We start from the raw sequence: 20,579 nt of genomic DNA, 5'->3' as shown, positions 1-20,579 counted from the left end.
CGCCGAAAGCGAGTCCAGGGGCCGGGGCCGGCCGGATCTGCCGATCCGGCCGGCCCCGGCCGCCTTCGCCCCTCCCCCGGCCCTGCACCGCGCGCCACGCACCACGCACCGCAGCACGAACCGAAAGGAACGCCCATGGCACGGATGCCCTCGGCCGACCGGCGCCGGCAGCTGACCGAGGCCGCGATCCGCGCGATGACCCGCGACGGCGTCGCCGGGACGACGACCAGGTCGATCGCCGCCGAAGCGGGCGTGTCCCTGAGCGTCTTCCACTACTGCTTCGACTCCAAGCAGGCCCTGCTCGAATCCGTCATCGCGGCGATCACCGACCACAGCGTCACGCTGGTACGGGAGGCGATCCAGCCGAAGGCCACCCTCCGGGAGACCGTCCGGGCGGGCTTCCAGGCGTACTGGGACCATGTGTCCGCCCACCCGGGCGAACACATGCTCACCTACGAACTCACCCAGTACGCCCTGCGCAGGCCCGGCTTCGAGCACCTGGCGCGGCGGCAGTACGAGCGCTACTGCGACACCTACACCGAACTGATCGAGCAGCTACGGCACCACATGGCCTTCGAGCTCCGCGTGCCCGTGGGCGTACTGGCCCGCTATCTGGCCGCCATGACCGACGGGCTGACGCTGAACCACCTCGTCCTCGGCGACGCCGAGATCTCGGCGGACATCCTCGACATGATCACCGACCATGTCGCGGGCCTCGTCGGAGACGGCCACGCACCCGAGGACACCCCCTAGACCTCGGCGCGGACCTGGCGGGCCGCCTCGACCAGGTTCTCCAGGGAGGCCCTGGTCTCCTGCCAGCCCCGGGTCTTGAGGCCGCAGTCGGGGTTGACCCACAGCCGCTCGGCCGGGATGGCCGCCAGCCCCTTGCGCAGCAGCGCGGCCGCCTCGGCCACGGAGGGGATCCGCGGCGAGTGGATGTCCCAGACGCCGGGGCCGACCTCACGCGGGTAGCCGGCGCCCGAGAGTTCACCGGCGACCTGCATGTGGGAACGGGCGGCCTCCAGGCTGATGACGTCGGCGTCGAGGTCCTCGATGGCCTCCACGATGTCGCCGAACTCGGCGTAGCACATGTGGGTGTGGATCTGGGTGTCCGGGCGGACTCCGCCGGTGGTCAGACGGAAGGACTCGGTGGCCCAGGCGAGGTAGGCGGCGTGGTCGGCGGCCCGCAGCGGGAGCGTTTCGCGCAGGGCGGGTTCGTCGACCTGGATGACCGGGGTGCCGGCCGCCTCCAGGTCGCCCACCTCGTCGCGCAGGGCGAGCGCCACCTGGCGGGCGGTGTCGGCGAGGGGCTGGTCGTCGCGGACGAAGGACCAGGCCAGCATGGTGACCGGGCCGGTCAGCATGCCCTTGACCGGCCTGGACGTCTGCGACTGCGCGTACGTGGTCCAGCGCACGGTCATCGGGTCGGGACGGGAGATGTCGCCGGCCAGGACCGGGGGCCGGACGTAGCGGGTGCCGTAGGACTGGACCCAGCCGTGCTGGGTGGCCAGGTAGCCGGTGAGCCGCTCCGCGAAGTACTGGACCATGTCGTTGCGTTCGGGCTCGCCGTGCACCAGGACATCAATGCCGGCCTTCTCCTGGAAGGCCAGGACCTCCCGGATCTCGGCCCGGATGCGGTCCTCGTAGCCGGCGGTGTCGATGCGTCCGGCGCGCAGGTCGGCGCGGGCCGTGCGCAGTTCGTCGGTCTGCGGGAACGATCCGATCGTGGTCGTCGGCAGCGCCGGGAGGCCCAGGTGCGCCCGCTGGGCGGCGGTCCGCTCGGCGTACGGCTGGGGGCGACGCCCGTCCGCGTCGGTGACGGCGGCGGTGCGGGCCCGGACCGCGGGGTCGTGGGTGAGGGCGGATCCGGCGCGGGAGGCCAGGTCGGCCCGGTTGGCGGCGAGTTCGGCGGCGATGGCGTCCGTGCCCCGGGCCAGGCCCCGGGCGAGCGTGGCGACCTCCGCGGTCTTCTGACGGGCGAAGGCGAGCCAGCGCCGGACCTGCGGGTCGATGTCCCGTTCGGCGGTGGCGTCCAGCGGAACGTGGAGCAGGGAGCAGGAGGCGGCCACGTCCACCTGGTCGGCGAGTCCCAGGAGGGTGCCGAGGGTGGTGAGGGACTTCTCGTGGTCGTTGATCCAGATGTTGCGGCCGCTCACGACACCGGCGACCAGGCGCTTGCCGGGCAGGCCCCCGACGGCGGCGAGGTCGGCGAGGTGTGCGGCCGCGGCCCCGGTGAAGTCCAGGGCGAGCCCGTCGACGGGCGCCTTGGCCAGGACGGGCAGGGCCTCGCCGAGCCGGTCGAAGTAGGAGGCGACGAGCAACTTGGGGCGGTCGCCCGATCCGCCGAGCTCCCGGTACGCGCGGGCGGTGGCGCTCAGCTCGGCCGGGGTCCGGTCCTGTACCAGGGCGGGCTCGTCCAGTTGCACCCACTCGGCTCCGGCTGCGCGCAGGTCGGCCAGGACCCGGGCGTAGACGGGCAGCAGCCGGTCGAGCAGCGCCAGCGGGTGGAAGCCGGCGGCCACGCCCGGGGCGGGCTTGGCCAGCAGCAGGTAGGTGACGGGCCCGACCAGGACCGGGCGGGCGGTGTGCCCCAGCCGGAGTGCCTCCGTCAGCTCGGCGACCTGCCGGGTCGAGTCGGCGGTGAAGACCGTGTCCGGGCCGAGTTCCGGCACCAGGTAGTGGTAGTTGGTGTCGAACCACTTGGTCATCTCCAGCGGCGCCACGTCCTGGGTGCCGCGGGCCATCGCGAAGTACCCGTCGAGGGGGTCGGCCGCGACGGCGGCGCGGTGCCGCTCGGGGACGGCGCCGACCATCACGCTGGTGTCCAGCACATGGTCGTAGTACGAGAAGTCACCGGTCGGCACCTCGGTGATACCGGCGTCGGCCAGCTGCTGCCAGTTGGTCCGGCGCAGGTCGCGGGCGGTTTCCCGGAGGGCGTCGGCGGTGCGGCGGCCCTTCCAGTAGCCCTCGACGGCCTTCTTCAGTTCGCGGTTCTGGCCCTGGCGGGGGTAGCCGTACACGGTGGCCACGGTGGGCCGGCCGGCGGCGGGGGTCGTGCTGGTCACGGAACTCTCCTTCGCGAGCGTTCTCCTGTGGACCCGGTGAGGGGCCGAGGGCGCGAAGGGATGACGAACCGGGCGGATCCCGACCGGGTACGGGCGCGTGCGGCTGCACGTGCTCGCGGTCGTCCGCCTGATGTGTCGCCGACCCGCCCACGAGGTCACCGGGATTTCCGTGCGCGATCGGCCGCGCACGGGCAACGGGCAGGTCTTCGGACTCGCGGGCGCGTCCCGTCGTACGGATGCCGTACGAGACTCCTACTGGCCGTCGCTTCCCAGACCCGGCCGGGCCCAGTGCGTATGACGGCGGTCGTTCCCGCTCACCGCTGCGGGGCAGTCCCGGATTCCCACCGGGTTCCCTCTTACGACGCATCCCGCCTGGCGGACGGGGCGAACCAGCTGCCCGGCCAGAGTAGACGGCGACGCCCGGTGGCGCGCGGAGTTGTCCGCATTCCGGATGGCGGGGCGAGACGCACGGGGGCGAAATCCGGCCATTGAGTGAATTGCATCACTGAGGCGCGAGTTGTGTCCGGCTTGTCCGTTTACCGGATCAAACTGCCCGGTCAGAGCAGTACGTTGCAGCTCCCTGCATCGAGATCGCTCGATGACCACCGGAAGACCGAGGAAGTATGGCTGTACCGGTCCCGCGCGCCGCACTCGTCTGCGCCCTGGCACTCTGCTCGCTGACCGCCTGCTCGGCGGAGCAAGACACCGAAGGCATGAACTACACCGGGGACTACAGCAGCCACCAGCCGCTCTCCGTCGTCGGGTACCCCTCCACCGGATCGCTGGGCATCGCCCAGGAGGTGGTGTGGCGGATCGCCGACGGCGACGTCGACAGGCTGGCGTCACTGGTGTCCGACAAACAGGGCGAGGACATCCCCGAGAAGACCGCCGAGAACTGGGTCGCCGCGTTCCGCAAGGGCGCCGGCGGGAAGGTCACCGCGGAGTTCTACGACGAGGGGTCGTACCGGCAGACCGTCGTGCTCTACCTGCATGAAACCGGCCAGATCAAGGAGCTCTACGTCCGGGCCGTGATGCTGGACGGCAAGGAGGTCTGGCGGGTGGGGATGGCCGAGCCGGGCCCCGCCGAAGCCACCGCCGTGGAGCCCTGGATACCGAAGACGCCGGGCGAGCTCGGTTCGAAGGTCGTGCGATGAGCGCCCGCCCGAGGGCCGCCCTCCTCGTACGCGCCGGCCTGGTGTCGGTGCTGGCCTGGGGCACTCTCACCGCGTGCGCCGCCGACGAGGAGGAGCTGCGGTACGCGACCGACTACGCGAACCACGAGCCGCTCGGCGTGGTCGGGTACCCCACCTCCGCGTCCCTCCGGATCACCCAGCAGCTGATCTGGCGGCTCGCCGACGGCAAGACCGACGGGGTGGAGGCCCTCGCCGCCGACCCCGACGACGCGAAGGGGGACGTGGAGCGGACCGCCCGGAACTGGATCCGGGCCTTCCACGAGGGCGCCAAGGGGAAGGTGACCGCGGAGTTCTACGACGAGGGGTCCGTGCGGCAGCTCGTCGTCGTGTACTTCCACGACACGGGCCAGACCAAGTCGTTCGTGGTCCGCCTCACCGGACGCACCGGGGAGGACGGCTGGCGCGTGACCATGCGCGAGCCGGATCCGAAGCAGGCCTCGGCGACCCTCGACTGGGTGCCGAGGACTCCCGGGGGCCTCGGCTCGAAAACGGCACGATGACCCGGTGACGCGATGACCCGGTGACGGGATGACCCGGTCCGCCGTCGTCGCCAGGTGAAGGGCGCCGTCCCGTGGATCGCTCCACCGGACGGCGCCCTTCGTGCCCGCGGCAGGCGGAACGGCGACGACGGGACCGGTCGGCTCAGGACCGGTCCAGCAGCGTGGTCAGGACCTCGTGGAGGACCGCTTCCGGATCCGCCACCGCCTGCGGCGAGCGCCAGGCCACGAACCCGTCCGGGCGGACGAGGACCGCACCCTCCGGGGTCGTGCCGTGCACCTCGGTCCAGTCACCGCCGTTCGCCGGGATCAGGTCCGCCTCCGGCCCCGTGCCGATCGCGTACACGTCCAGCGGCAGGCCCAGCTGCTCGGCGACGGACCGCCCCGCGGCACGCCACGGCGCGTCCTCGGAACACAGCAGGACGAAAGAGCGCTCGTAGAGGTCCACCGTGGACTTCGGTTCCGGATCCCCCGGACCGCAGAGCCACATGTGCGGTGCGCGGCTGCCCGGATCGCCGCAGAGCCGCATCCGTTCGGGTACGACGGGTCGGTCCGGGTCGGCTCCCAGGACCGCGCCCCGGTTGTAGCGGTAGCCCATGGCCACGGAGAGGACCCCGCCCTGCCGGCCGGCGCCACCGGGCGGGGCCGGGTCGGGCTCGGCCCCGGGCGCGGCCCCGGCGGCGGACATGGGCTCGGGGTCGGGCTCGTATCCCGGGTGGCTGTGCTCGGCCGAACGCGCCGAGGCGCGCTCGCTCGTCGCGCGGGCCACCGGCAGCCGCTCGGCCTCGTAGGTCTGCAGCAGCCCCGGCCCGGCCGAACCGTTCAGCACCGCGGCGAGCTTCCAGGCGATGTTGTGCGCGTCCTGGATGCCGGTGTTCGAGCCGAACGCCCCGGTGGGGGACATCTCGTGGGCGGAGTCACCGGCCAGGAAGACCCGGCCGACCGCATACCGCTCGGCGACCCGCTCGGCGGCGTGCCACGGGGCCTTCCCGGTGACCTCGACGTCCAGGTCGGGGGAGCCGACGGCCCGGCGGATGTGCTCCACGCAGCGCTCGTCGGTGAAGTCCTCCAGGGTCTCCCCCCGATCCGGGTGCCAGGGCGCGTGGAAGACCCACCGCTCGCCGTTGTCGACCGGCAGCAGGGCCCCGTCGGCGTCGGGCTTGGTCAGGTAGCACACGATGAAACGCCGGTCGCCGACCACATGGGCCAGCATCCGCGACCGGAAGGTGATGCTCACGTTGTGGAACAGGTCCCCGGAGCCGCTCTGGCCGATCCGGAGCGCCTCCCGCACGGGGCTGCGCGGCCCGTCGGCGGCGACGAGGTAGTCCGCCCGCACCGTGCTGTGTTCGCCGGTCTCCCGGTTCTTCACGATCGCGGTGACCCCGCCCGGATCCTGGTCGAAGGAGAGGAGTTCGGTGGAGAACCGCAGGTCGGCCCCCAGCGTGGGGGTAACGGACATCAGGACCGGCTCGATGTCGTTCTGGCTGCACAGACACCAGGCCGCCGGACTGAAGCGCGCGAGCGCGCCGCCCGGGTCGATCTCCTCGAAGAGCCACTCCTGGTCGTCACCGGTCAGCGAGCCACCCTGCAGGATGCCGTGGTTGTCCGCCAGGACCGAGGCGGCCTCACGGATCCGGTCCTCGACACGGGCGACCCGGAACAGCTCCATCGTCCGTACGTTGATACCGCGTCCGCGTGGGTGCATCGAGGTACCCGCGTGCTTCTCGACCAGCATGTGTTCGATGCCGTGCCGGCCGAGGAAGAGCGAGGTGCACAGACCCACCAGCGAGCCGCCCACGATGAGGACCGGGACGTGGTGGTCGACGTTTTCCTTCATGGCTCTTCCATGCCCTGTACGAGGCCGGTTCCCTCGCCCGTTCACCCGCTTGGTTCTCTCCTCTCGCGCCGCAGGGATTACGGGACAACGATCGGTTCGGGTGGCGCCGCCCGTGGCGACCGTGTGGTCTCGAAGGAGTGTGAACGATGACAACCTTGTCGGAACGGATATCCCAGTCCGCCTTCGACGGCTCGAGGCTTCGGGTCGTGCTGCTGCTGGATCTGTACGACGGTGCGCAGAATCAGTTCCTGGAGGTGTACGAACATCTCCGCGAACAGGTGTCCTCCGTCCCCGGACACATCAGCGACGAGTTGTGCCAGTCGATCGAGAATCCGTCGCAGTGGCTCATCACCAGCGAGTGGGAGAGCGCACCGCGGTTCTTGGCCTGGGTCAACAGCGAGGAACACGTCGCGTCGGTGCAGCCGCTCCACGGCTGCGTACGGGACACCCGCTCGCTGCGCTTCAGCGTGCTGCGGGAGACCGGCAAGGGACCGGGCCACGGCTCACCCTCCCTCACCGGCCCGCCCTCCGCCGGCTCCGTCGCCGCCTCCGCCACCGCCTCGCCGGGCGCCGCGGACCGGGCCCCGGGCAGCCTCCAGGTCGCTCCGCGGCGCGGTGACGGCGTGGTCCGCCACGCGCTCACCTTCACCGTGAAACCCGGCAGCGAGCCGGTGGTGGCGGAACTCCTGGCCGGTTACACGTCCCCGCAGGCCCAGGTCGACGAGAACACCCGGCTGCGCCGCACCTCGCTCTTCATGCACGGCAACCGTGTCGTGCGGGCGGTCGAGGTCGAGGGCGACCTCCTCGCGGCCCTGCGCCATGTGGCCCAGCAGCCGGAGGTGCAGGCGCTGGAGGAGGCCATCAACCCGTACCTGGAGCAGGACCGGGATCTCAGCGACCCCGGATCGGCCCGGGTGTTCTTCACCCGTGCGGCGCTCCCGGCGGTGCACCATGTGGCGGCCGGCGGCCGCGAGTCCGCGGACGTCACGCGGCACGCCCTGTTCTACCCCGCGAAGGACGGGTGCGGCATGGCGCTCGCCCGGCTGCTCGCCGGGCAGGACGAGGCGGCCGTGGACGATCCGACGAGCCCCATCGAGGGCAGCACCGTCTTCCAGCGCGACGACATCGTCGTGCGGCTCCTCGACCTGCGCGGCCCGCTCGACGCGCGCCCCGCTCTGGCCCTCGGCGTCGAGGGCGGCCACAAGGCGGCGGTGCTCGCCCGGCTGCTCGACAGCGCCAAAGACGGCGTCCCGACCACCGACCAGGAGATCTCACGCTTCCTCGCGCGCTCTGAAATGCGCCTGATCACCGACCGGCGTACGCCGGCCCAAGCCTGAGGAGTTGTCCGTCATGACCGCTCGACTGACCATGGAAGAACTGGCCGCCCTGATGAAGAAGGGTGCGGGCGTCACCGTCGACCCCGCGGCCATGGCGAGCCGACCCGACTCGGGCTTCGACGAGTGGGGGCTCGACTCCCTGGGGCTCCTCGGCATCGTCGGTGAGCTGGAGAACCGGCACAGCCGGCCGCTGCCCGCCGACGCTGACCGGTGCAAGTCGCCGCGCGAGTTCCTCGACCTCGTCAACAACGCCCTGGCGGCCTGACACCGGCACCCGGGACTCCCGCAGGCGCCTTCGAGACCGGCTTCGTGCCGGTCTCGAAGGCGTTCGGCCCTATACCGGCGGGTGTCACCCGGGCACGGTGCACTCGAACGCGTGCAGGTACGCGTTGACCGGCCGGATCTCGCCGATCACCAGTCCGGCGTCCTCCATACGGGCGCAGAGGCTGGCCTTGGTGTGCTTCGCGCCGCCGACGTTGAGCAGCAGCAGCAGGTCCATGGCCGTGGTGAACTTCATCGACGGGGTGTCGTCGACCAGGTTCTCGATGATGACGACCCGGGATCCGGGGCGGGCCGCCTCGACGACGTTGGCGAGGGTCCTGCGGGTGCTGTCGTCGTCCCATTCCAGGATGTTCTTGATGATGTACATGTCGGCGTCGACCGGGATGGCCTCGCGGCAGTCCCCGGGGACGATGTCGGCCCGTGCGGCGAGCGGACCGTCCCCCCGCAGCCGCGGATCCGCGTTCGCCGCCACGCCCGGCAGGTCCAGCAGGACACCTCGTAGCGTCGGGTGCTTCTCCAGCAGGCTCGCCAGTACGTGCCCCTGGCCGCCGCCGATGTCCGCGACGACCGAGATCCCCGTGAGGTCGAGGAGCTCCGCGACGTCCAGCGCCGACTGCATGCTGGAGGTGGTCATGGCCCGGTTGAACACGTGGGCCGACTCGTGCGCGTCCTGGTGCAGGTAGTCGAAGAACCCCTTGCCGTACAGCTCCTGGAAGACGCTGCCGCCGGAGCGGACGGCGTCGTCGAGCCGCGGCCAGGCCTGCCAGGTCCAGGGCTCGGTGCACCACAGGGCGATGTAGCGCAGGCTGTGCGGGTCGTCCTCGCGCAGCAGGTGCGACATCTCGGTGTGGACGAACTGCCCGTCCTCGGTCTCCGCGAAGATCCCGTAGCAGGACAGGGCGCGGAGCAGCCGCTGCAGGGGCAGCGGCGCGGCGTTCACCGCGGTCGCGAGCTCGGACGCGGTGGCGGGCGACTCCCCGAGGGCGTCGGCCACGCCCAGGCGGGCGGCGGCCCGTACGGCGGCGGCGCAGGCGGCCCCGAAGACGAGCTCACGCATGCGCATGGCCGGCTGGGGGGTGTGCTGGGGGGCGGGGATCGGGGTCGAAGTGGGACTTACCGTGGTCATGAGGCCTCGATTCTGCTGATCAGGGAGGTCACGCGTCAGCACATCCCGGCCGGTACGGAGGATGCGCACCGGTTGTTGACGAACTGGTTGCCCGTTCCGGTCCCCTGGTTGGCCAGGTCCGCCGGCTTGTTGTCCCGCACCACGTTGTCCCGGATGACGTTGTCGGTGTTCGTCGCGCCCACGAAGCTCTTGAACAGCAGGATTCCGCCGGACAGCGGGGAGGCTCCGACGTTCCCGCGGATGTCGTTCGAACGCACGACCGTCTGCTCCGCCCCGGTGAGGACGATGCCGACGCCCTGGATGTCGGGGAGGCGGGTGTTGCCCTTGCAGAACTTGTTGTTCTCGTGGATCCGGTTGTTGCGGATGGTCATGTCCCCGGCTCCGGGCTCGCCCTCGTCGCCGACGACGAAGATGCCGCCGCAGTTGCCGGTGAGGGTGTTGCCGTAGACCGAGAGGTTGCGCACGCGCCTGACGGTGACGCCGATCCGGTTGCCGGTCAGCGTGTTCCTGCGGACCACGGCGCCCAGGGTGTCGGTGGCACCACCCTCCCGGTCGACGGTGTTGGCGATGAACAGGCCCGACTCGGTGTTGTCGCGGGCGGTGTTGTCGCGGAAGAGCCCGCGGGTGGAGCGCTCCTGGGCGATGCCCCAGGTGCCGTTCTTCTCGGCGATCACCCGCTGGACGCTCAGCCGGTCGGTGTAGGAGGCCCAGATCCCGTTGCGCTTGAAGCCCGAGACGGTGAGCGAGCGGATGTCCACGTCGACGACGGGCTGCTCCGCCGTTCCCATGACGCAGATCCCGGTGTCGGCCTGCGAGCAGGCGAGCGCCCGGCTGGACGGTGCCTTCCCGGCCGCACCGGTGGCACCGGCCGCGGCCGGTGCCACCGGTGCCGCGGCGGCGCCCGGTGCCGCCGCCGCGGGCGTGGGCGCGGGCGCGGCCGGCGTGACGGCCGTGACCGGCGGCTTGATCACCGTCCGGGCACCGAACCCGCGCAGCGTCAGCCGCTTGGTGATCAGCACGTTCTCGTAGTAGGTGCCGGGCATCACGGTGATGGTGTCGCCCGGCCTGGCGTAGTCCACCGCGTCCTGGATCGAGTCGCCCGGGTGCACTCTGCGTCCGGCCGCGGCGGAGGATGGCGCGAGCACGCCGAGACCTGCGGCGATGACGACTGCGATGCACGTGAGGGACTTGATTTGTCGGTTCGTCACGATTCTGAAGTTATGGGCGTTTACGACCAATCGCCACACCGTGTGAGCGGAAGGGCACATCCCGTGGGCAAACGGCCGCATTTTGACGTCCGGAGGAGTGGATAGTCGTACTCCGGGCGACGGCCGAACGGGGTGACGCCGGATCAGCTCCGGCCCCACGGCGTGTCGCCCGGCCCGGCCGGCCCCGGCGGCGCGTCACACGGCGGCGAGACTCGCCGCTCCGAAGGAGACGTCGAAGCGGTCGCACCAGATGGTGACGCTGCTGAAGTCGGCGACGTTCACGTCGGCGGGGACCGGGTAATTCTGGTCCCCCTTGTTGCCCTTGAGCTTGCCGAGGCTCGTGTGCTTGCCGTCGTCGAAGACGCGCCAGCCCGCCACGCCCTCCTTCACCGGGGCATCGGTCAGCCACACCCGCAGGTCCGGTCCGTTGCTGGTGTCGAGGTCCGCCAGGCGCAGCGTGTGGGACCCATCGGGGAGTCGGATGAGCTCCACCGTGCCGGTGGTGCTGTGCTCGTGGCTGATGAGCGTCCCGCGGGCGACGGTCACCGGGGCGGCCGGGGCCCCTCCCAGTACGGCCGCGGACGCGCCCGGGGCCGGCGGCGCGGCGGCGGCCGGGAGCGCTTCGCGGACGGTCTCGTCCTGCCACAGCTTCCACGGCTGCAGCCAGTACAGGGCCACCGCCACCACCACCGCCGCCGCGATCGAGGCTCCGCCCAACAGCCGCCCGCGCCGCCTTGTCCGTGTCACTGCCGTTCCCGCTTCCTCGTCTCGACCCCGTCCCTACGGATTCAACGCGGCCGGACCGCCGTGCGCCATGCCCGCGCCGATGACGAAAGTCTTACGCCGACCCGCGCGGGTGTTGCCCTCCGCTCCACGTCCTTGCTGGTGGCAGGAGGTTTCCCGGGCGCCGCGGGATGGGGCGACGGGCAACCCGTCGACCCCGGTGCGGGCCGGGGGCAGGCTGAAGCCGTCAGCACGAGGCAAGCACCACAAGGGGAAACCATGCGCAAGATGTTCCGCGGCGCCGCCGCGCTCGCCACCGCCGTCGTCGCCGTGATCGCCCTCAGCGGTTCGGTCGAGGCCAAGCCGGCCGACGCGTGGGCCGGCTGCCCGGACGGTGCGGTCTGCATCTACCCTCAAAACCAGAACCCCGCCGTCAAGCCGACGCACGTCTTCTACTCCTACGGGGCGCACAATCTGAGCAACCAGTTCGAGAACCACTGGGTGCTCAACAACCAGTACGGCGGTGCGACCGCAAATCTGTGCACGGGCTCCGGAGGCTCGGGCTGCGGCAGCCCCATCGCCGCCAAGACCGGTGTCTACGCCGACCTCACGCCCGTCAACTCGATCCGGCTCAACCCGTAGCCGCGCCCCCGTCAGGGCGGCGTGCGGAGCCGCCCGTCAGGTGGCTCCGCACGCTCGTATGCTGGTCATACCGGTCCGAGGAGGCGCTCGTCCGCCCCACCCCCGCTGTAGCCTGGCCGCTCCCGTACCGCTGCCTGGGCGCGCACTGCCATGGGGGATGTCTTGGGGGATCCGGACCACCGGCGCAAGACCGATCGCCAGCCCGAGTCCGAGGGCGCCGCGACGCACTTCCCCGCACAGCTGAGACGTCTGCGGGTGCAACGTGGCCTGTCCCTCGCGGACCTCGCCCGGCAGACGCACTACAGCAAGGGCTATCTGAGCAAGATCGAGACCGGCTCGAAGCGCGTCACCGTCGACGTCGCACGACGCTGCGACGACGTACTGCGGGCTGGGGGTGAACTGGTGCGGATGGTCCGGGAGACGGGGCCGCGCGGCTCCGACGGCGACGGTGCCGGCAGCGACGGCCCGGGCGGCGTTGCCGGTCCGCAGGTGGACGCCGAGTGTCCCTACCGGGGCCTGCCGGCCTTCACCGCGCGGGAGGCCCGCTGGTTCTTCGGGCGGGACCGGGCGACGGCCGAGCTGATCGAGCGGGTCTTCGAACGGATCGGCGACGGGCCGCTGATGCTGCTCGCCCCGTCGGGTGCCGGCAAGTCCTCCCTGCTGAACGCCGGTCTGGTGCCGGCGCTGCGCGCGGGCGACTTCCCGATGCCGGGCTCCGGCACCTGGCCGGTGCTGCGGTTCACTCCCACCGCGCACCCGCTGGAGGAACTGCTGGACTGCGCCGCGAAAGTCCTGGGCGGCGATCTCGGCGTCACCGCGGACGAGGTGCGCGCGCGGCCGCACGCGCTGCTCGGGGCCGTCCGGCGGCGCTCGGCCGGCCCCCCGGCGGACGGCCTCGACCGGACGCCGCCGCCCCCGCGCCCGGTACTGCTCGTCGACCAGTTCGAGGAGCTGTTCACGCTGTGTGCCGACGAGGACGAGCGGCGCGCGTTCGTCCGGGTGCTGTGCGCGCTGGCGGCCGCCCCACCCGAACGGGACGGTCCCGCAGCGGCGGGCCCGGAACCGGACGTCCCGGAACCGGAGGGCCTCGACCCCGCCGTCGTGGTGCTCGGCGTACGGGCCGACTTCTCCGGGAACTGCCTGGACCTGCCGGAGCTGGCCGCGGTGTTCACCCGAGGGCTGTTCGTGCTGCCCCCGATGTCGCTCGCGGAGCTGCGGGAATCCATCACCCGCCCGGCACACCTCGCCGGCCTGACCCTCGAACCGGGCCTGTTCCCGCTGCTGATGCGCGATGTCGGCCTGCGCGACGATCCGCCCGACCGGATGCCCTCCGGGGTGCTCCCCCTGGTCTCCCACTCCCTGCTGGCCACCTGGGGCCAACGCGAGGGCGCCACCCTGACCGTCGGCGGGTACGAGCGCACCGGCGGCATCCGGGGGGCGATCGCCCGCACCGCCGAGGAGGTGTTCACCCGCCTGTACCCGGCCGAGCAGAACACGCTCCGCCGCGTCCTGGTGCGGCTGGTGCACGTCGCGGACGGTACGGGGGCCACGCGCCGCCGGATGAGCCGGACCGCCCTGATGGAACAGCTGGCCGACGCCGGCCCCGCCGCGGCCGCGCTCGACACCTTCGTCCGGGCCCGTCTGATCACCATGGACAGCGACACCGTCGAGATCACCCACGAGGCCCTGCTGCACGCCTGGCCGCGGCTGCGCGGCTGGATCCGCGCCGACCGGGCCGGGCTGCTGGTCCATCAGCAACTGGCCCACGCCGCCGCCGAATGGGAGCGCGAGGGCCGCGATCCGTCGGCGCTGCACCGTGGGACCCGGCTGGAGAACGCCCGGGCCTGGGCCGACGAGCACGACGGCAGGGACCGGCTCGGCCCGCTGGAGGCCGCCTTCCTGCGGGCGAGCCAGGACGCGCAGGACAGCCGTGAACGGCAGGCCGGGCGCCAGGTGCGGCTTCGCCAGTGGACGCTGGCCACGCTCGTGGTCCTGCTGGTCCTCGCCATGGGCGCGGGCGGGCTCGCCTACCAGCAGCGCGCGGGCGCGCTCGGCCAGGAGCGCGTCGCCCGGTCGCGGGCGCTCGCCCTGCAGTCCGCGGCGCTGGCCGCGGGCCGGCCCGAGGCATCGATGCGGCTCGCCGGACAGGCGTACCGGACCTCGGCGACGGCCGAGGCCCGCGGGGCACTGCTGAGCACCCAGTCCCAGCCCTTCGTCGCCCGCCTGGGCGGACACGACGGGCCGGTGAACGCGGTGGCCTTCGCGCCGGACAACGGCACGCTGGCGACGGCCGGTTCGGACGGGACGGTGATCCTGCGGCGGGTGGCCGACCGCCGGACGATCGCGACGTTCACCCTGCCCGGGCGGGTGCGCGCGGTGGCCTTCAGCCCCGACGGCTCGACGCTCGCCGCCACGTCGACGGACGGGCCGGCGCGACTCTGGGACACCTCCGCCGGTGGGGGCGCCGGCACACCGCTCCCGGCGAGTACGGCGGGCGCCCGCGCCGTGGCCTTCGCGCCGGACGGGCGGAGCCTGGCCGTCGCCGGCGCCGACGGGACGATCGGGTTGTGGGACGCCGCCGGGGACCACGGCGGGTTGGCCTCCCTCACGGGTCACACCGGGCGGGTCAACGCACTGGCGTACGCCGCCGACGGCCGGACGCTGGTGTCGGCCGGCGCCGACCGGACCGTACGGCTGTGGGATCCGGTGGCGGCCGAGCCGCTCGCGGCCCTCACCGGGCACACCGACGAGGTGCTGGGCGCGGCCTTCGCCCCGGACGGCCGTACGGTCGCCACCGGGGGCGTCGACCGCACCGTACGGCTGTGGGACGTGGCGGGCCGGCGGACGACGGCCGTGCTCACCGGGCACAGCGACGACGTGAACGGGGTCGCCTACACGCCGGACGGGACGACGGTCGTCAGCGCGGGCGGCGACGGCACCACCCGGCTGTGGGACGTGGCCGGGGGCCGGGCGGTGGCGACGCTCGCCGGACACACCGACTACGTCCTCGGGGTGGCCGTGGACGGCCGGGGCGCCTTGCTGGCGACCGCCGGGTTCGACACGTCGGTGGTGCTGTGGGACCTGCGGGGCGCGGCGCTGACCTCCCGGCCGTTCACGGAGATCTGGGACGCCGCGTACAGCCCGGACGGGAAGCGGCTGGCGACCGCGGAGGCCGATCACGCGGTCCGGTTGTGGGACGTGGCGGAGCGCCGGGTCCTGGCCGTGTTCGAGGGGCACACCGAGACGGTGTTCTCGGTGGCCTTCTCCCCCGACGGGCGGACCCTGGCGTCGGCCGGTTCCGACGGGACGATCCGGCTCTGGGACACGGGGGCCGGCGGGGAGCCGGCGGTCCTCACCGGCCAGGGCGGGACCGTGTTCGCGGTGGCCTTCTCCCCGGACGGGCGGACCCTGGCCTCGGCCGGTTCCGACGGCGCCGTACGGCTGTGGGACGTGGCGGGGCGCCGCCCGCTCGCGATCCTGGCCGGTCACACGGACTTCGCGAACGACGTGGTGTTCAGCCCCGACGGGCGCACGCTGGCGAGCGCCGGGGACGATCTGGCGGTCCGTCTGTGGGATGTCGCGGGGCGTCGCCCCCTGGCCGTCCTCACCGGGCATCGGGGCGCGGTGCGCGGGGTGGCCTTCAGCCCGGACGGGCGGACGCTGGCGAGCAGCGGGAACGACGGCACCGTGCGGCTGTGGGACGCGCGGGGCCACCGCTTCCAGGCGGCGCTGGCCGGGCACACCGGCTCCGCGCGGGGCATCGCCTTCTCTCCCGACGGCCGCACGCTCGCGAGCAGCGGCAACGACCGCACGGTACGGCTGTGGGACGTGGCCGGGCGCCGGCCGGTGGCCGCGCTGTCCGGCCACACGAACGCGGTGTGGGGTGTGGTGTTCGCCCCCGACGGGCGGACGGTGGCCAGCAGCGGTACGGACGGCACGGTACGGCTGTGGGACCTGGACGTCGGGGCGCGCCTCGCGGTGGTCGACAGGCTGCGGGCGTCCGGCCCCGAGGGGCAGGACGGGGGTCCGTCCCTCGGGGTCAGGCGTTCGCGATGACGAGCAGGGTGCGCGCCGCGACCGGGCCCGACAGGCGGCAGCGGTGCGGGACTTCGCCCCGGTGGTGGGCGCTCTGGCCCGCGCGCAGGGTCAGTGCCTCCTCGCCCTCGACCTCCAGGACGATCTCGCCCTCCAGGACGTAGAGGAAGTCCTCGCCAGGGTGTTCGAACCAGCCGCGCTCGCCCCGGCCGGGCTCGAAGTGGTGCTCGTAGGCCTCCATCAGGGCGCTGCGCCCGCCGGGGATGAGCACTTGGGCGATCTGGCCCGCGGCCTCGTCCACCCGGATCACCTGCGGGTCGCTCTCGTGGCTGACGGCGCCGGGCCGGTCGGGCGGCCTCAGGAAGGTGCCCGGGGTGACGTCCAGGGCCTCGGCGATCCGGTAGATCGAACTGAGGCTGGGCGTGGCGAGTCCGCGTTCCAGCTGACTGAGGAAGGGCTGGGAGAGGCCTGAACGGGTGGCGAGCGCGGCCATGGAGACGCCGCGCTGTTTGCGGCAGCCGCGGATCACCCGTCCGACCTCGATCGCTTCGGGCGTGGGTTCTGGGCGAGACACGCAGGTGAACGTACCTCATGGGGTCCGGCGGGCCGGGGGGCCGCGGGAGGTTTCGCACTGCCGCAACACTCCCTTCATAAGCGTGGTCAATTATTGACCTCACTTATCAACACGTCGGAACGCGCCGGAACACGACGGAACGCGCCGCAACGAACGAGGAGCCGCCCCGTGCACGCCACCCCCTCACCCCCCGGCCGGGGCCTCGCCGGGCTCGGCCCGGCCCTGGGCGCGGCCGGCGTCGTACTCGCGCTCTGGTACCTCCTCGCCCACTCCGGCGGGGTCGCCCCGGGACTGCTGCCCACCCCGGGCGCGACCATGGCCGCGCTGGCGGACAGCGCCCGCAGCGGCACCCTGGCCACCGACCTCGGCGCCAGCCTGGCCCGGGCCGGACAGGGCTTCGCGCTGGGCGCCGTCATCGGCAGCGCGCTCGGCTTCACCACCGGCTACCTGCCGAAGGTGTCCGCGGCCGTCACCCCGGTGATCTCCTTCCTGCGGCCGATCCCGGCCATCGCCCTGGTGCCGCTCGCGACCGCCTGGTTCGGCATCGGCGAGAGCGCCAAGCGCCTGCTCATCGCCTACGCCGTTCTGCTCGCCGTCTGGTTGTACGTCCACGACGGGGTGTCCCGGGTCCCGGTCTCCCATCTGCGGGCGGCCCGGTCGCTGGGGGCTCCGCTGCACCGGCGGTTCACCGAGGTGCTGCTGCCCGCCGCCGCCCCCGCCCTGCTCGCGGCGCTGCGCTACGGGGCCTCGGTGGCCCTGCTCGCGCTGGTGGCGGCCGAACTGGGCGGCGCGGACAGCGGGTTGGCGTACCGGCTCCAGGTCGACGGGCAGTTCCTGCGGGTGGACCGGATGTTCGCGGGGCTGCTCGTGCTCGGGCTGCTCGGGGTGGCCGTCGACCTCGTACTGGCCGCCGTGGGCCGCCGGTTCGTGCACTGGAGCGCGTCATGAGCCTGGAGGTACGGCTGGAGGGGCTGTCGGCGGGCTACGGAACCGGCGCCCCCGTGCTGGAGCACACCGACCTGGAGTTCGCGGCGGGCTCGTTCACGGCGCTGCTCGGACCCAGCGGATGCGGCAAGTCCACGGTCCTCAACACGGTGGCCGGCTTCGTACGGCCCACCGCCGGGCAGGTGACGGCGGGCGCGGAGCCGGTCCGCGGACCCGGCCCGGAGCGGGGCGTGGTCTTCCAGCACTACGCGCTGTTCCCGTGGCGCACGGCCCGCGGAAACGTCGAGTTCGCCCTCAAGCGGCTCGGCCTGCCGCGCGCGGAGCGCCGCCGGCGCGCGCTCGCGGCGCTGGCCGAGGTGGGGCTCGCGGACGGTGCGGAGAAGTACCCGGCCCAGCTGTCGGGCGGGATGCAGCAGCGGGTGGCACTGGCCCGGGCGCTGGCCGCCGAGCCCGAAGTCCTCTTGATGGATGAGCCGTTCGGGGCACTGGACGCGCTGACCCGGACCCGGATGCAGACCCTGCTGCGGGAGTTGTGGCAGCGCCGCGGCACCACCGTCCTGTTCGTCACGCACGACATCGACGAGGCGCTGGCACTCGCCGGGCGCGTGATCGTCCTCGGCGGGAGTCCCGGGCGGGTGCTCGCCGACCACGCCGTGCCCGCCGGCCCGCCCGATCCCGACCTGCGCTCCCTGATCGCCCGCCACCTCGGCTCCGAGTGATCCCTGCCCTCCGCTCCCCTGCTCCCCCTGCCCCCCTGCCCCCCTCCTGTCCCCGGAAGGACTGTTCACCATGCTCAGACCCCGCGCGGTGACCGCCGTACTGCTCGCCGTCCTACTCTCCCCGCTCGCCACCGCCTGCACCGGCTCCGCGTCGGGCACCGCGGACGGCGCCCGCCCGGCCGTCACCCTCGCCGCGAGCGACCATCTCGGCGGCGCCCCCGTCTACCTGGCCGAGCAGGGCGACCTCTGGCCGGCCGAGGGCATCGAGGCCACCGTCACCTCCCAGCCCACCGGCCGGGACGCGCTGAACGCCGTGCTCGGCGGCCAGGCGCAGCTCGGCGTCGTCGGCGATCTGCCCGCCGTGACGGCCGCACTGGGCGGGCGCGAGCTGCGGGTCGTGGCCGACCTGTCCCGGTTCTCCGACTGGCGGCTGCTCACCCGTACCGACCGGCAGATCACCGGCTTCGCCGCGCTGAAGGGCCGCAAGGTCGGGGTCCCGCAGGGCACGAACGTCGAGTACGCGCTGTCGCGGATGCTCGCCTCGGCGCAGCTGACCGCCTCGGACGTGACGGTGGTCAACCTGGCCCCGAACCAGGTCACTTCGGCCCTGGCCCGCGGCGACATCGACGCCGGGGTCACCTTCCCCAGCTTCTACGACGCCGCGCGCACCGCCCTGGGCGCCGCCTACGCCGAGCTCCCCTTCACCGGATACACGGCCCGGACCCTCCTCGTCGCCGGTCCGTCCGCGAACGCGGAGAGCACCACCGCGGTCCTGCGTACGCTGCTGCGCGCCCAGCGGGAGCTCGAAGCGGACCCGGCCGGGGCGCGCAAGGCCGTACTCGCCCAGTCCAAGGGCGTCCTGCAGGCCGCCTACGTCGAGACCTACCAGCCCCGCTACACGTACGGCCCCACCCTCTCCCCCGAGCTGCTGGCGCAGCTGGAGGAGGAGGCCGCCTGGGCCAAGGCCGCCCAGAACCTGCCCGGCGCCGCCGACCGCGCCGCACTGCTGCGCTCCCTCGACTCCGGCCCCCTGACGGCCGCCGACCCGGCCGCCGTCACCGTCCGCTGAACCCGCACCCGCACCCACGCACACGCACACGCACACGCACCCAGGAGAGATCCCATGACCGTCGACCAGAACACCCTGCGCCGCCGCGGCGTCGGCCTGATCGCCCACGACCCCGAGCGCAGCTACGGCGGCCTCACCCTCTACACACCGATCACCAGTGCCGGCGAGATCCACCTCGTCGACATCGAGGGCCGACCGGTCCACACCTGGAACTCCCCGCACCCGCCCGGTCGCCAGGCGCAGATCCTGCCGAACGGCAACCTCTTCTACGCGGCCAAGGACACGAGCGGCCCCACCCTCTTCCCCATCTGGGACGTGTACCACGGCGGCATCTTCCAGGAGCTCGCGCCGGACTCCACGGTGCTCCGCGAGGTGCGGCACCCCTTCCACCACCACGACGCCTCGATCCTGCGCAACGGCAACCTGCTCATCGGGGCCGTGGAGCCCCTGGACCCGGCCGACGCGGCCCGGATCCGCGGCGGCATCCCCGGCTCCGAGGCGCCCGGCGGGGTGATCTACGGGGACGTGGTGTACGAGCTGACCTGGGACGGGGAGATCGTGTGGCGCTGGGCCGCCATCGAGCACCTGGACCCGGAGGAGGTACCGCTGAACCGGCACTTCGCCCGCAACCACTGGCCGATGGCCAACACCGTCAACGAGAGCGCGGACGGCTCGATCGTGGTGGGCTTCCGCAGCGCGTCGACCACCGTGTCGGTCGACCGCGCCGACGGGTCGGTGCGGTGGCGCATCGGCCCGGACGTGCTCGCCCAGCAGCACCATCCGCACGAACTGCCCGGCGGCACCCTGCTGGTCTTCGACAACGGCACCTACCGCGACACCACCTCGGTGCCGTACTCGCGGGTGCTGGAGCTCGACCCGTCCACCGGCAAGGAGGTGTGGGCGTACGAGGACAACCCGCCGCAGAACTTCTTCAGCCCGTACATGTCCAGCGCCCAGCGCCTGCCGAACGGCAACACCTTCATCGCCGAGGGCTCCTTCGGGCGGCTCTTCGAGGTGACTCCCGGCGGGGACGTGGTGTGGGAGTTCGTGGTCCCGCAGTTCCGGTCCTTCGGGGAGGGCGTGGGCCTGGAGTCCTCGGCCGGCGCCCAGAACTCGGTCTTCCGCGCCTACCGGTACGCCGCCGAGCAGTTCCCCTGGCTGTGAGGCACACACCCGACGCCCCATGCTCCCCACGCACCCCGCATTATTTCACCGGAAGGCGTTTCATGTACGGCTGATTACATTGCCGCACGCTTATCCGGATACCGATCGGAAAACGTTGACAGCCCTTATCCGGGCTGCCTAGCTTACGCCGCAGACAACGACA

At 72.8% G+C, this 20,579-nt stretch carries 17 protein-coding genes and 1 riboswitch; of the genes, 11 read left to right on the top strand and 6 right to left on the bottom strand.

Going from position 1 to position 20,579, the window contains the following annotated elements; genetic code table 11:
- Nucleotides 1-135 precede the first annotated feature (135 nt).
- Complete coding sequence (locus Sspor_RS34840; protein ID WP_202202646.1) at nt 136-753, top strand: TetR/AcrR family transcriptional regulator; 618 nt, start codon at nt 136-138, stop codon at nt 751-753.
- Here the strand turns inward: Sspor_RS34840 and metE are convergent.
- Complete coding sequence (metE, locus tag Sspor_RS34835; protein WP_237404158.1) at nt 750-3,065, bottom strand: 5-methyltetrahydropteroyltriglutamate--homocysteine S-methyltransferase; 2,316 nt, start codon at nt 3,063-3,065, stop codon at nt 750-752. The two genes, Sspor_RS34840 and metE, sit on opposite strands and share 4 nt — an antisense overlap.
- A gap of 180 nt (nt 3,066-3,245) precedes the next feature.
- Nucleotides 3,246-3,474: riboswitch (cobalamin riboswitch) on the bottom strand.
- 214 nt (nt 3,475-3,688) lie between these two features.
- Here metE and Sspor_RS34830 point away from each other — a divergent pair.
- Complete coding sequence (locus tag Sspor_RS34830) at nt 3,689-4,219, top strand: hypothetical protein (protein ID WP_202202645.1); 531 nt, start codon at nt 3,689-3,691, stop codon at nt 4,217-4,219.
- Nucleotides 4,216-4,758 carry a hypothetical protein gene (locus Sspor_RS34825; protein ID WP_202202644.1) on the top strand — a complete coding sequence of 181 codons (543 nt, stop codon included), beginning with the start codon at nt 4,216-4,218 and terminating at the stop codon, nt 4,756-4,758. Before Sspor_RS34830 ends, Sspor_RS34825 begins: the two co-directional genes overlap by 4 nt.
- A gap of 142 nt (nt 4,759-4,900) precedes the next feature.
- Here Sspor_RS34825 and Sspor_RS34820 read toward each other — a convergent pair whose 3' ends face one another.
- Nucleotides 4,901-6,592 carry an FAD-dependent oxidoreductase gene (locus Sspor_RS34820; RefSeq protein WP_202202643.1) on the bottom strand — a complete coding sequence of 564 codons (1,692 nt, stop codon included), beginning with the start codon at nt 6,590-6,592 and terminating at the stop codon, nt 4,901-4,903.
- Between the two features lie 146 nt (nt 6,593-6,738).
- Here Sspor_RS34820 and Sspor_RS34815 point away from each other — a divergent pair, with 146 nt between their 5' ends.
- Nucleotides 6,739-7,929, top strand: a complete 1,191-nt coding sequence (locus Sspor_RS34815) for a SchA/CurD-like domain-containing protein (RefSeq protein WP_202202642.1) — start codon at nt 6,739-6,741, stop codon at nt 7,927-7,929.
- A gap of 13 nt (nt 7,930-7,942) precedes the next feature.
- Nucleotides 7,943-8,194, top strand: coding sequence for an acyl carrier protein (locus Sspor_RS34810; protein WP_030388264.1), 252 nt, complete (start codon nt 7,943-7,945; stop codon nt 8,192-8,194).
- A gap of 84 nt (nt 8,195-8,278) precedes the next feature.
- Here Sspor_RS34810 and Sspor_RS34805 read toward each other — a convergent pair whose 3' ends face one another.
- From Sspor_RS34805 to Sspor_RS34795, 3 genes are all read right to left on the bottom strand, one after another.
- Nucleotides 8,279-9,337 carry a methyltransferase gene (locus Sspor_RS34805; RefSeq protein ID WP_202202641.1) on the bottom strand — a complete coding sequence of 353 codons (1,059 nt, stop codon included), beginning with the start codon at nt 9,335-9,337 and terminating at the stop codon, nt 8,279-8,281.
- Between the two features lie 35 nt (nt 9,338-9,372).
- The gene (locus Sspor_RS34800; protein WP_237404157.1) at nt 9,373-10,545 is read right to left on the bottom strand and encodes a right-handed parallel beta-helix repeat-containing protein; all 1,173 of its coding nucleotides are present in this window, start codon (nt 10,543-10,545) and stop codon (nt 9,373-9,375) included.
- Nucleotides 10,546-10,740: 195 nt separating this feature from the next.
- On the bottom strand, nt 10,741-11,292 hold the full coding sequence (locus Sspor_RS34795; protein WP_202202639.1) for a DM13 domain-containing protein: 552 nt from the start codon (nt 11,290-11,292) through the stop codon (nt 10,741-10,743).
- Nucleotides 11,293-11,547: 255 nt separating this feature from the next.
- Here Sspor_RS34795 and Sspor_RS34790 point away from each other — a divergent pair, with 255 nt between their 5' ends.
- Nucleotides 11,548-11,910 carry a hypothetical protein gene (locus tag Sspor_RS34790; RefSeq protein WP_202202638.1) on the top strand — a complete coding sequence of 121 codons (363 nt, stop codon included), beginning with the start codon at nt 11,548-11,550 and terminating at the stop codon, nt 11,908-11,910.
- A 150-nt stretch (nt 11,911-12,060) separates the two neighbouring features.
- Nucleotides 12,061-15,966, top strand: coding sequence for an nSTAND1 domain-containing NTPase (locus Sspor_RS34785; RefSeq protein WP_202202637.1), 3,906 nt, complete (start codon nt 12,061-12,063; stop codon nt 15,964-15,966).
- Here the strand turns inward: Sspor_RS34785 and Sspor_RS34780 are convergent.
- Complete coding sequence (locus Sspor_RS34780; RefSeq protein ID WP_202202636.1) at nt 15,950-16,519, bottom strand: helix-turn-helix domain-containing protein; 570 nt, start codon at nt 16,517-16,519, stop codon at nt 15,950-15,952. The genes Sspor_RS34785 and Sspor_RS34780 overlap by 17 nt on opposite strands.
- 168 nt (nt 16,520-16,687) lie before the next feature.
- Here Sspor_RS34780 and Sspor_RS34775 point away from each other — a divergent pair, with 168 nt between their 5' ends.
- From Sspor_RS34775 to Sspor_RS34760, 4 genes are all read left to right on the top strand, one after another.
- Complete coding sequence (locus Sspor_RS34775; protein ID WP_202202635.1) at nt 16,688-17,467, top strand: ABC transporter permease; 780 nt, start codon at nt 16,688-16,690, stop codon at nt 17,465-17,467.
- Nucleotides 17,464-18,183, top strand: a complete 720-nt coding sequence (locus Sspor_RS34770; protein WP_202202634.1) for an ABC transporter ATP-binding protein — start codon at nt 17,464-17,466, stop codon at nt 18,181-18,183. The genes Sspor_RS34775 and Sspor_RS34770 overlap by 4 nt, the downstream gene beginning before the upstream one ends.
- A gap of 70 nt (nt 18,184-18,253) precedes the next feature.
- The gene (locus tag Sspor_RS34765) at nt 18,254-19,252 is read left to right on the top strand and encodes an ABC transporter substrate-binding protein (RefSeq protein WP_202202633.1); all 999 of its coding nucleotides are present in this window, start codon (nt 18,254-18,256) and stop codon (nt 19,250-19,252) included.
- Nucleotides 19,253-19,306: 54 nt separating this feature from the next.
- Nucleotides 19,307-20,416 (top strand): aryl-sulfate sulfotransferase, encoded by a 1,110-nt coding sequence (locus Sspor_RS34760; protein WP_161291388.1) that lies wholly within the window; start codon nt 19,307-19,309, stop codon nt 20,414-20,416.
- The last annotated feature ends 163 nt before the right edge of the window (nt 20,417-20,579 follow it).

Source organism: Streptomyces spororaveus, assembly GCF_016755875.1.
In the GTDB taxonomy this organism is placed as follows: Bacteria; Actinomycetota; Actinomycetes; order Streptomycetales; family Streptomycetaceae; genus Streptomyces; species Streptomyces spororaveus.
Note: the sequence above shows the minus strand (reverse complement) of the source record. Positions and strands in the feature narration are given on the sequence as shown.

What these genes read in the sequence shown, in the direction of transcription:
- Sspor_RS34805 (WP_202202641.1), bottom strand. Translation starts at nt 9,337, where the DNA reads ATGACCACGGTAAGTCCCACTTCGACCCCGATCCCCGCCCCCCAGCAC.
- Sspor_RS34765 (WP_202202633.1), top strand. Translation starts at nt 18,254, where the DNA reads ATGCTCAGACCCCGCGCGGTGACCGCCGTACTGCTCGCCGTCCTACTC.
- Sspor_RS34760 (WP_161291388.1), top strand. Translation starts at nt 19,307, where the DNA reads ATGACCGTCGACCAGAACACCCTGCGCCGCCGCGGCGTCGGCCTGATC.
- Sspor_RS34820 (WP_202202643.1), bottom strand. Translation starts at nt 6,592, where the DNA reads ATGAAGGAAAACGTCGACCACCACGTCCCGGTCCTCATCGTGGGCGGC.
- Sspor_RS34815 (WP_202202642.1), top strand. Translation starts at nt 6,739, where the DNA reads ATGACAACCTTGTCGGAACGGATATCCCAGTCCGCCTTCGACGGCTCG.
- Sspor_RS34830 (WP_202202645.1), top strand. Translation starts at nt 3,689, where the DNA reads ATGGCTGTACCGGTCCCGCGCGCCGCACTCGTCTGCGCCCTGGCACTC.
- Sspor_RS34810 (WP_030388264.1), top strand. Translation starts at nt 7,943, where the DNA reads ATGACCGCTCGACTGACCATGGAAGAACTGGCCGCCCTGATGAAGAAG.
- Sspor_RS34825 (WP_202202644.1), top strand. Translation starts at nt 4,216, where the DNA reads ATGAGCGCCCGCCCGAGGGCCGCCCTCCTCGTACGCGCCGGCCTGGTG.
- Sspor_RS34790 (WP_202202638.1), top strand. Translation starts at nt 11,548, where the DNA reads ATGCGCAAGATGTTCCGCGGCGCCGCCGCGCTCGCCACCGCCGTCGTC.
- Sspor_RS34840 (WP_202202646.1), top strand. Translation starts at nt 136, where the DNA reads ATGGCACGGATGCCCTCGGCCGACCGGCGCCGGCAGCTGACCGAGGCC.
- Sspor_RS34785 (WP_202202637.1), top strand. Translation starts at nt 12,061, where the DNA reads ATGGGGGATGTCTTGGGGGATCCGGACCACCGGCGCAAGACCGATCGC.
- Sspor_RS34770 (WP_202202634.1), top strand. Translation starts at nt 17,464, where the DNA reads ATGAGCCTGGAGGTACGGCTGGAGGGGCTGTCGGCGGGCTACGGAACC.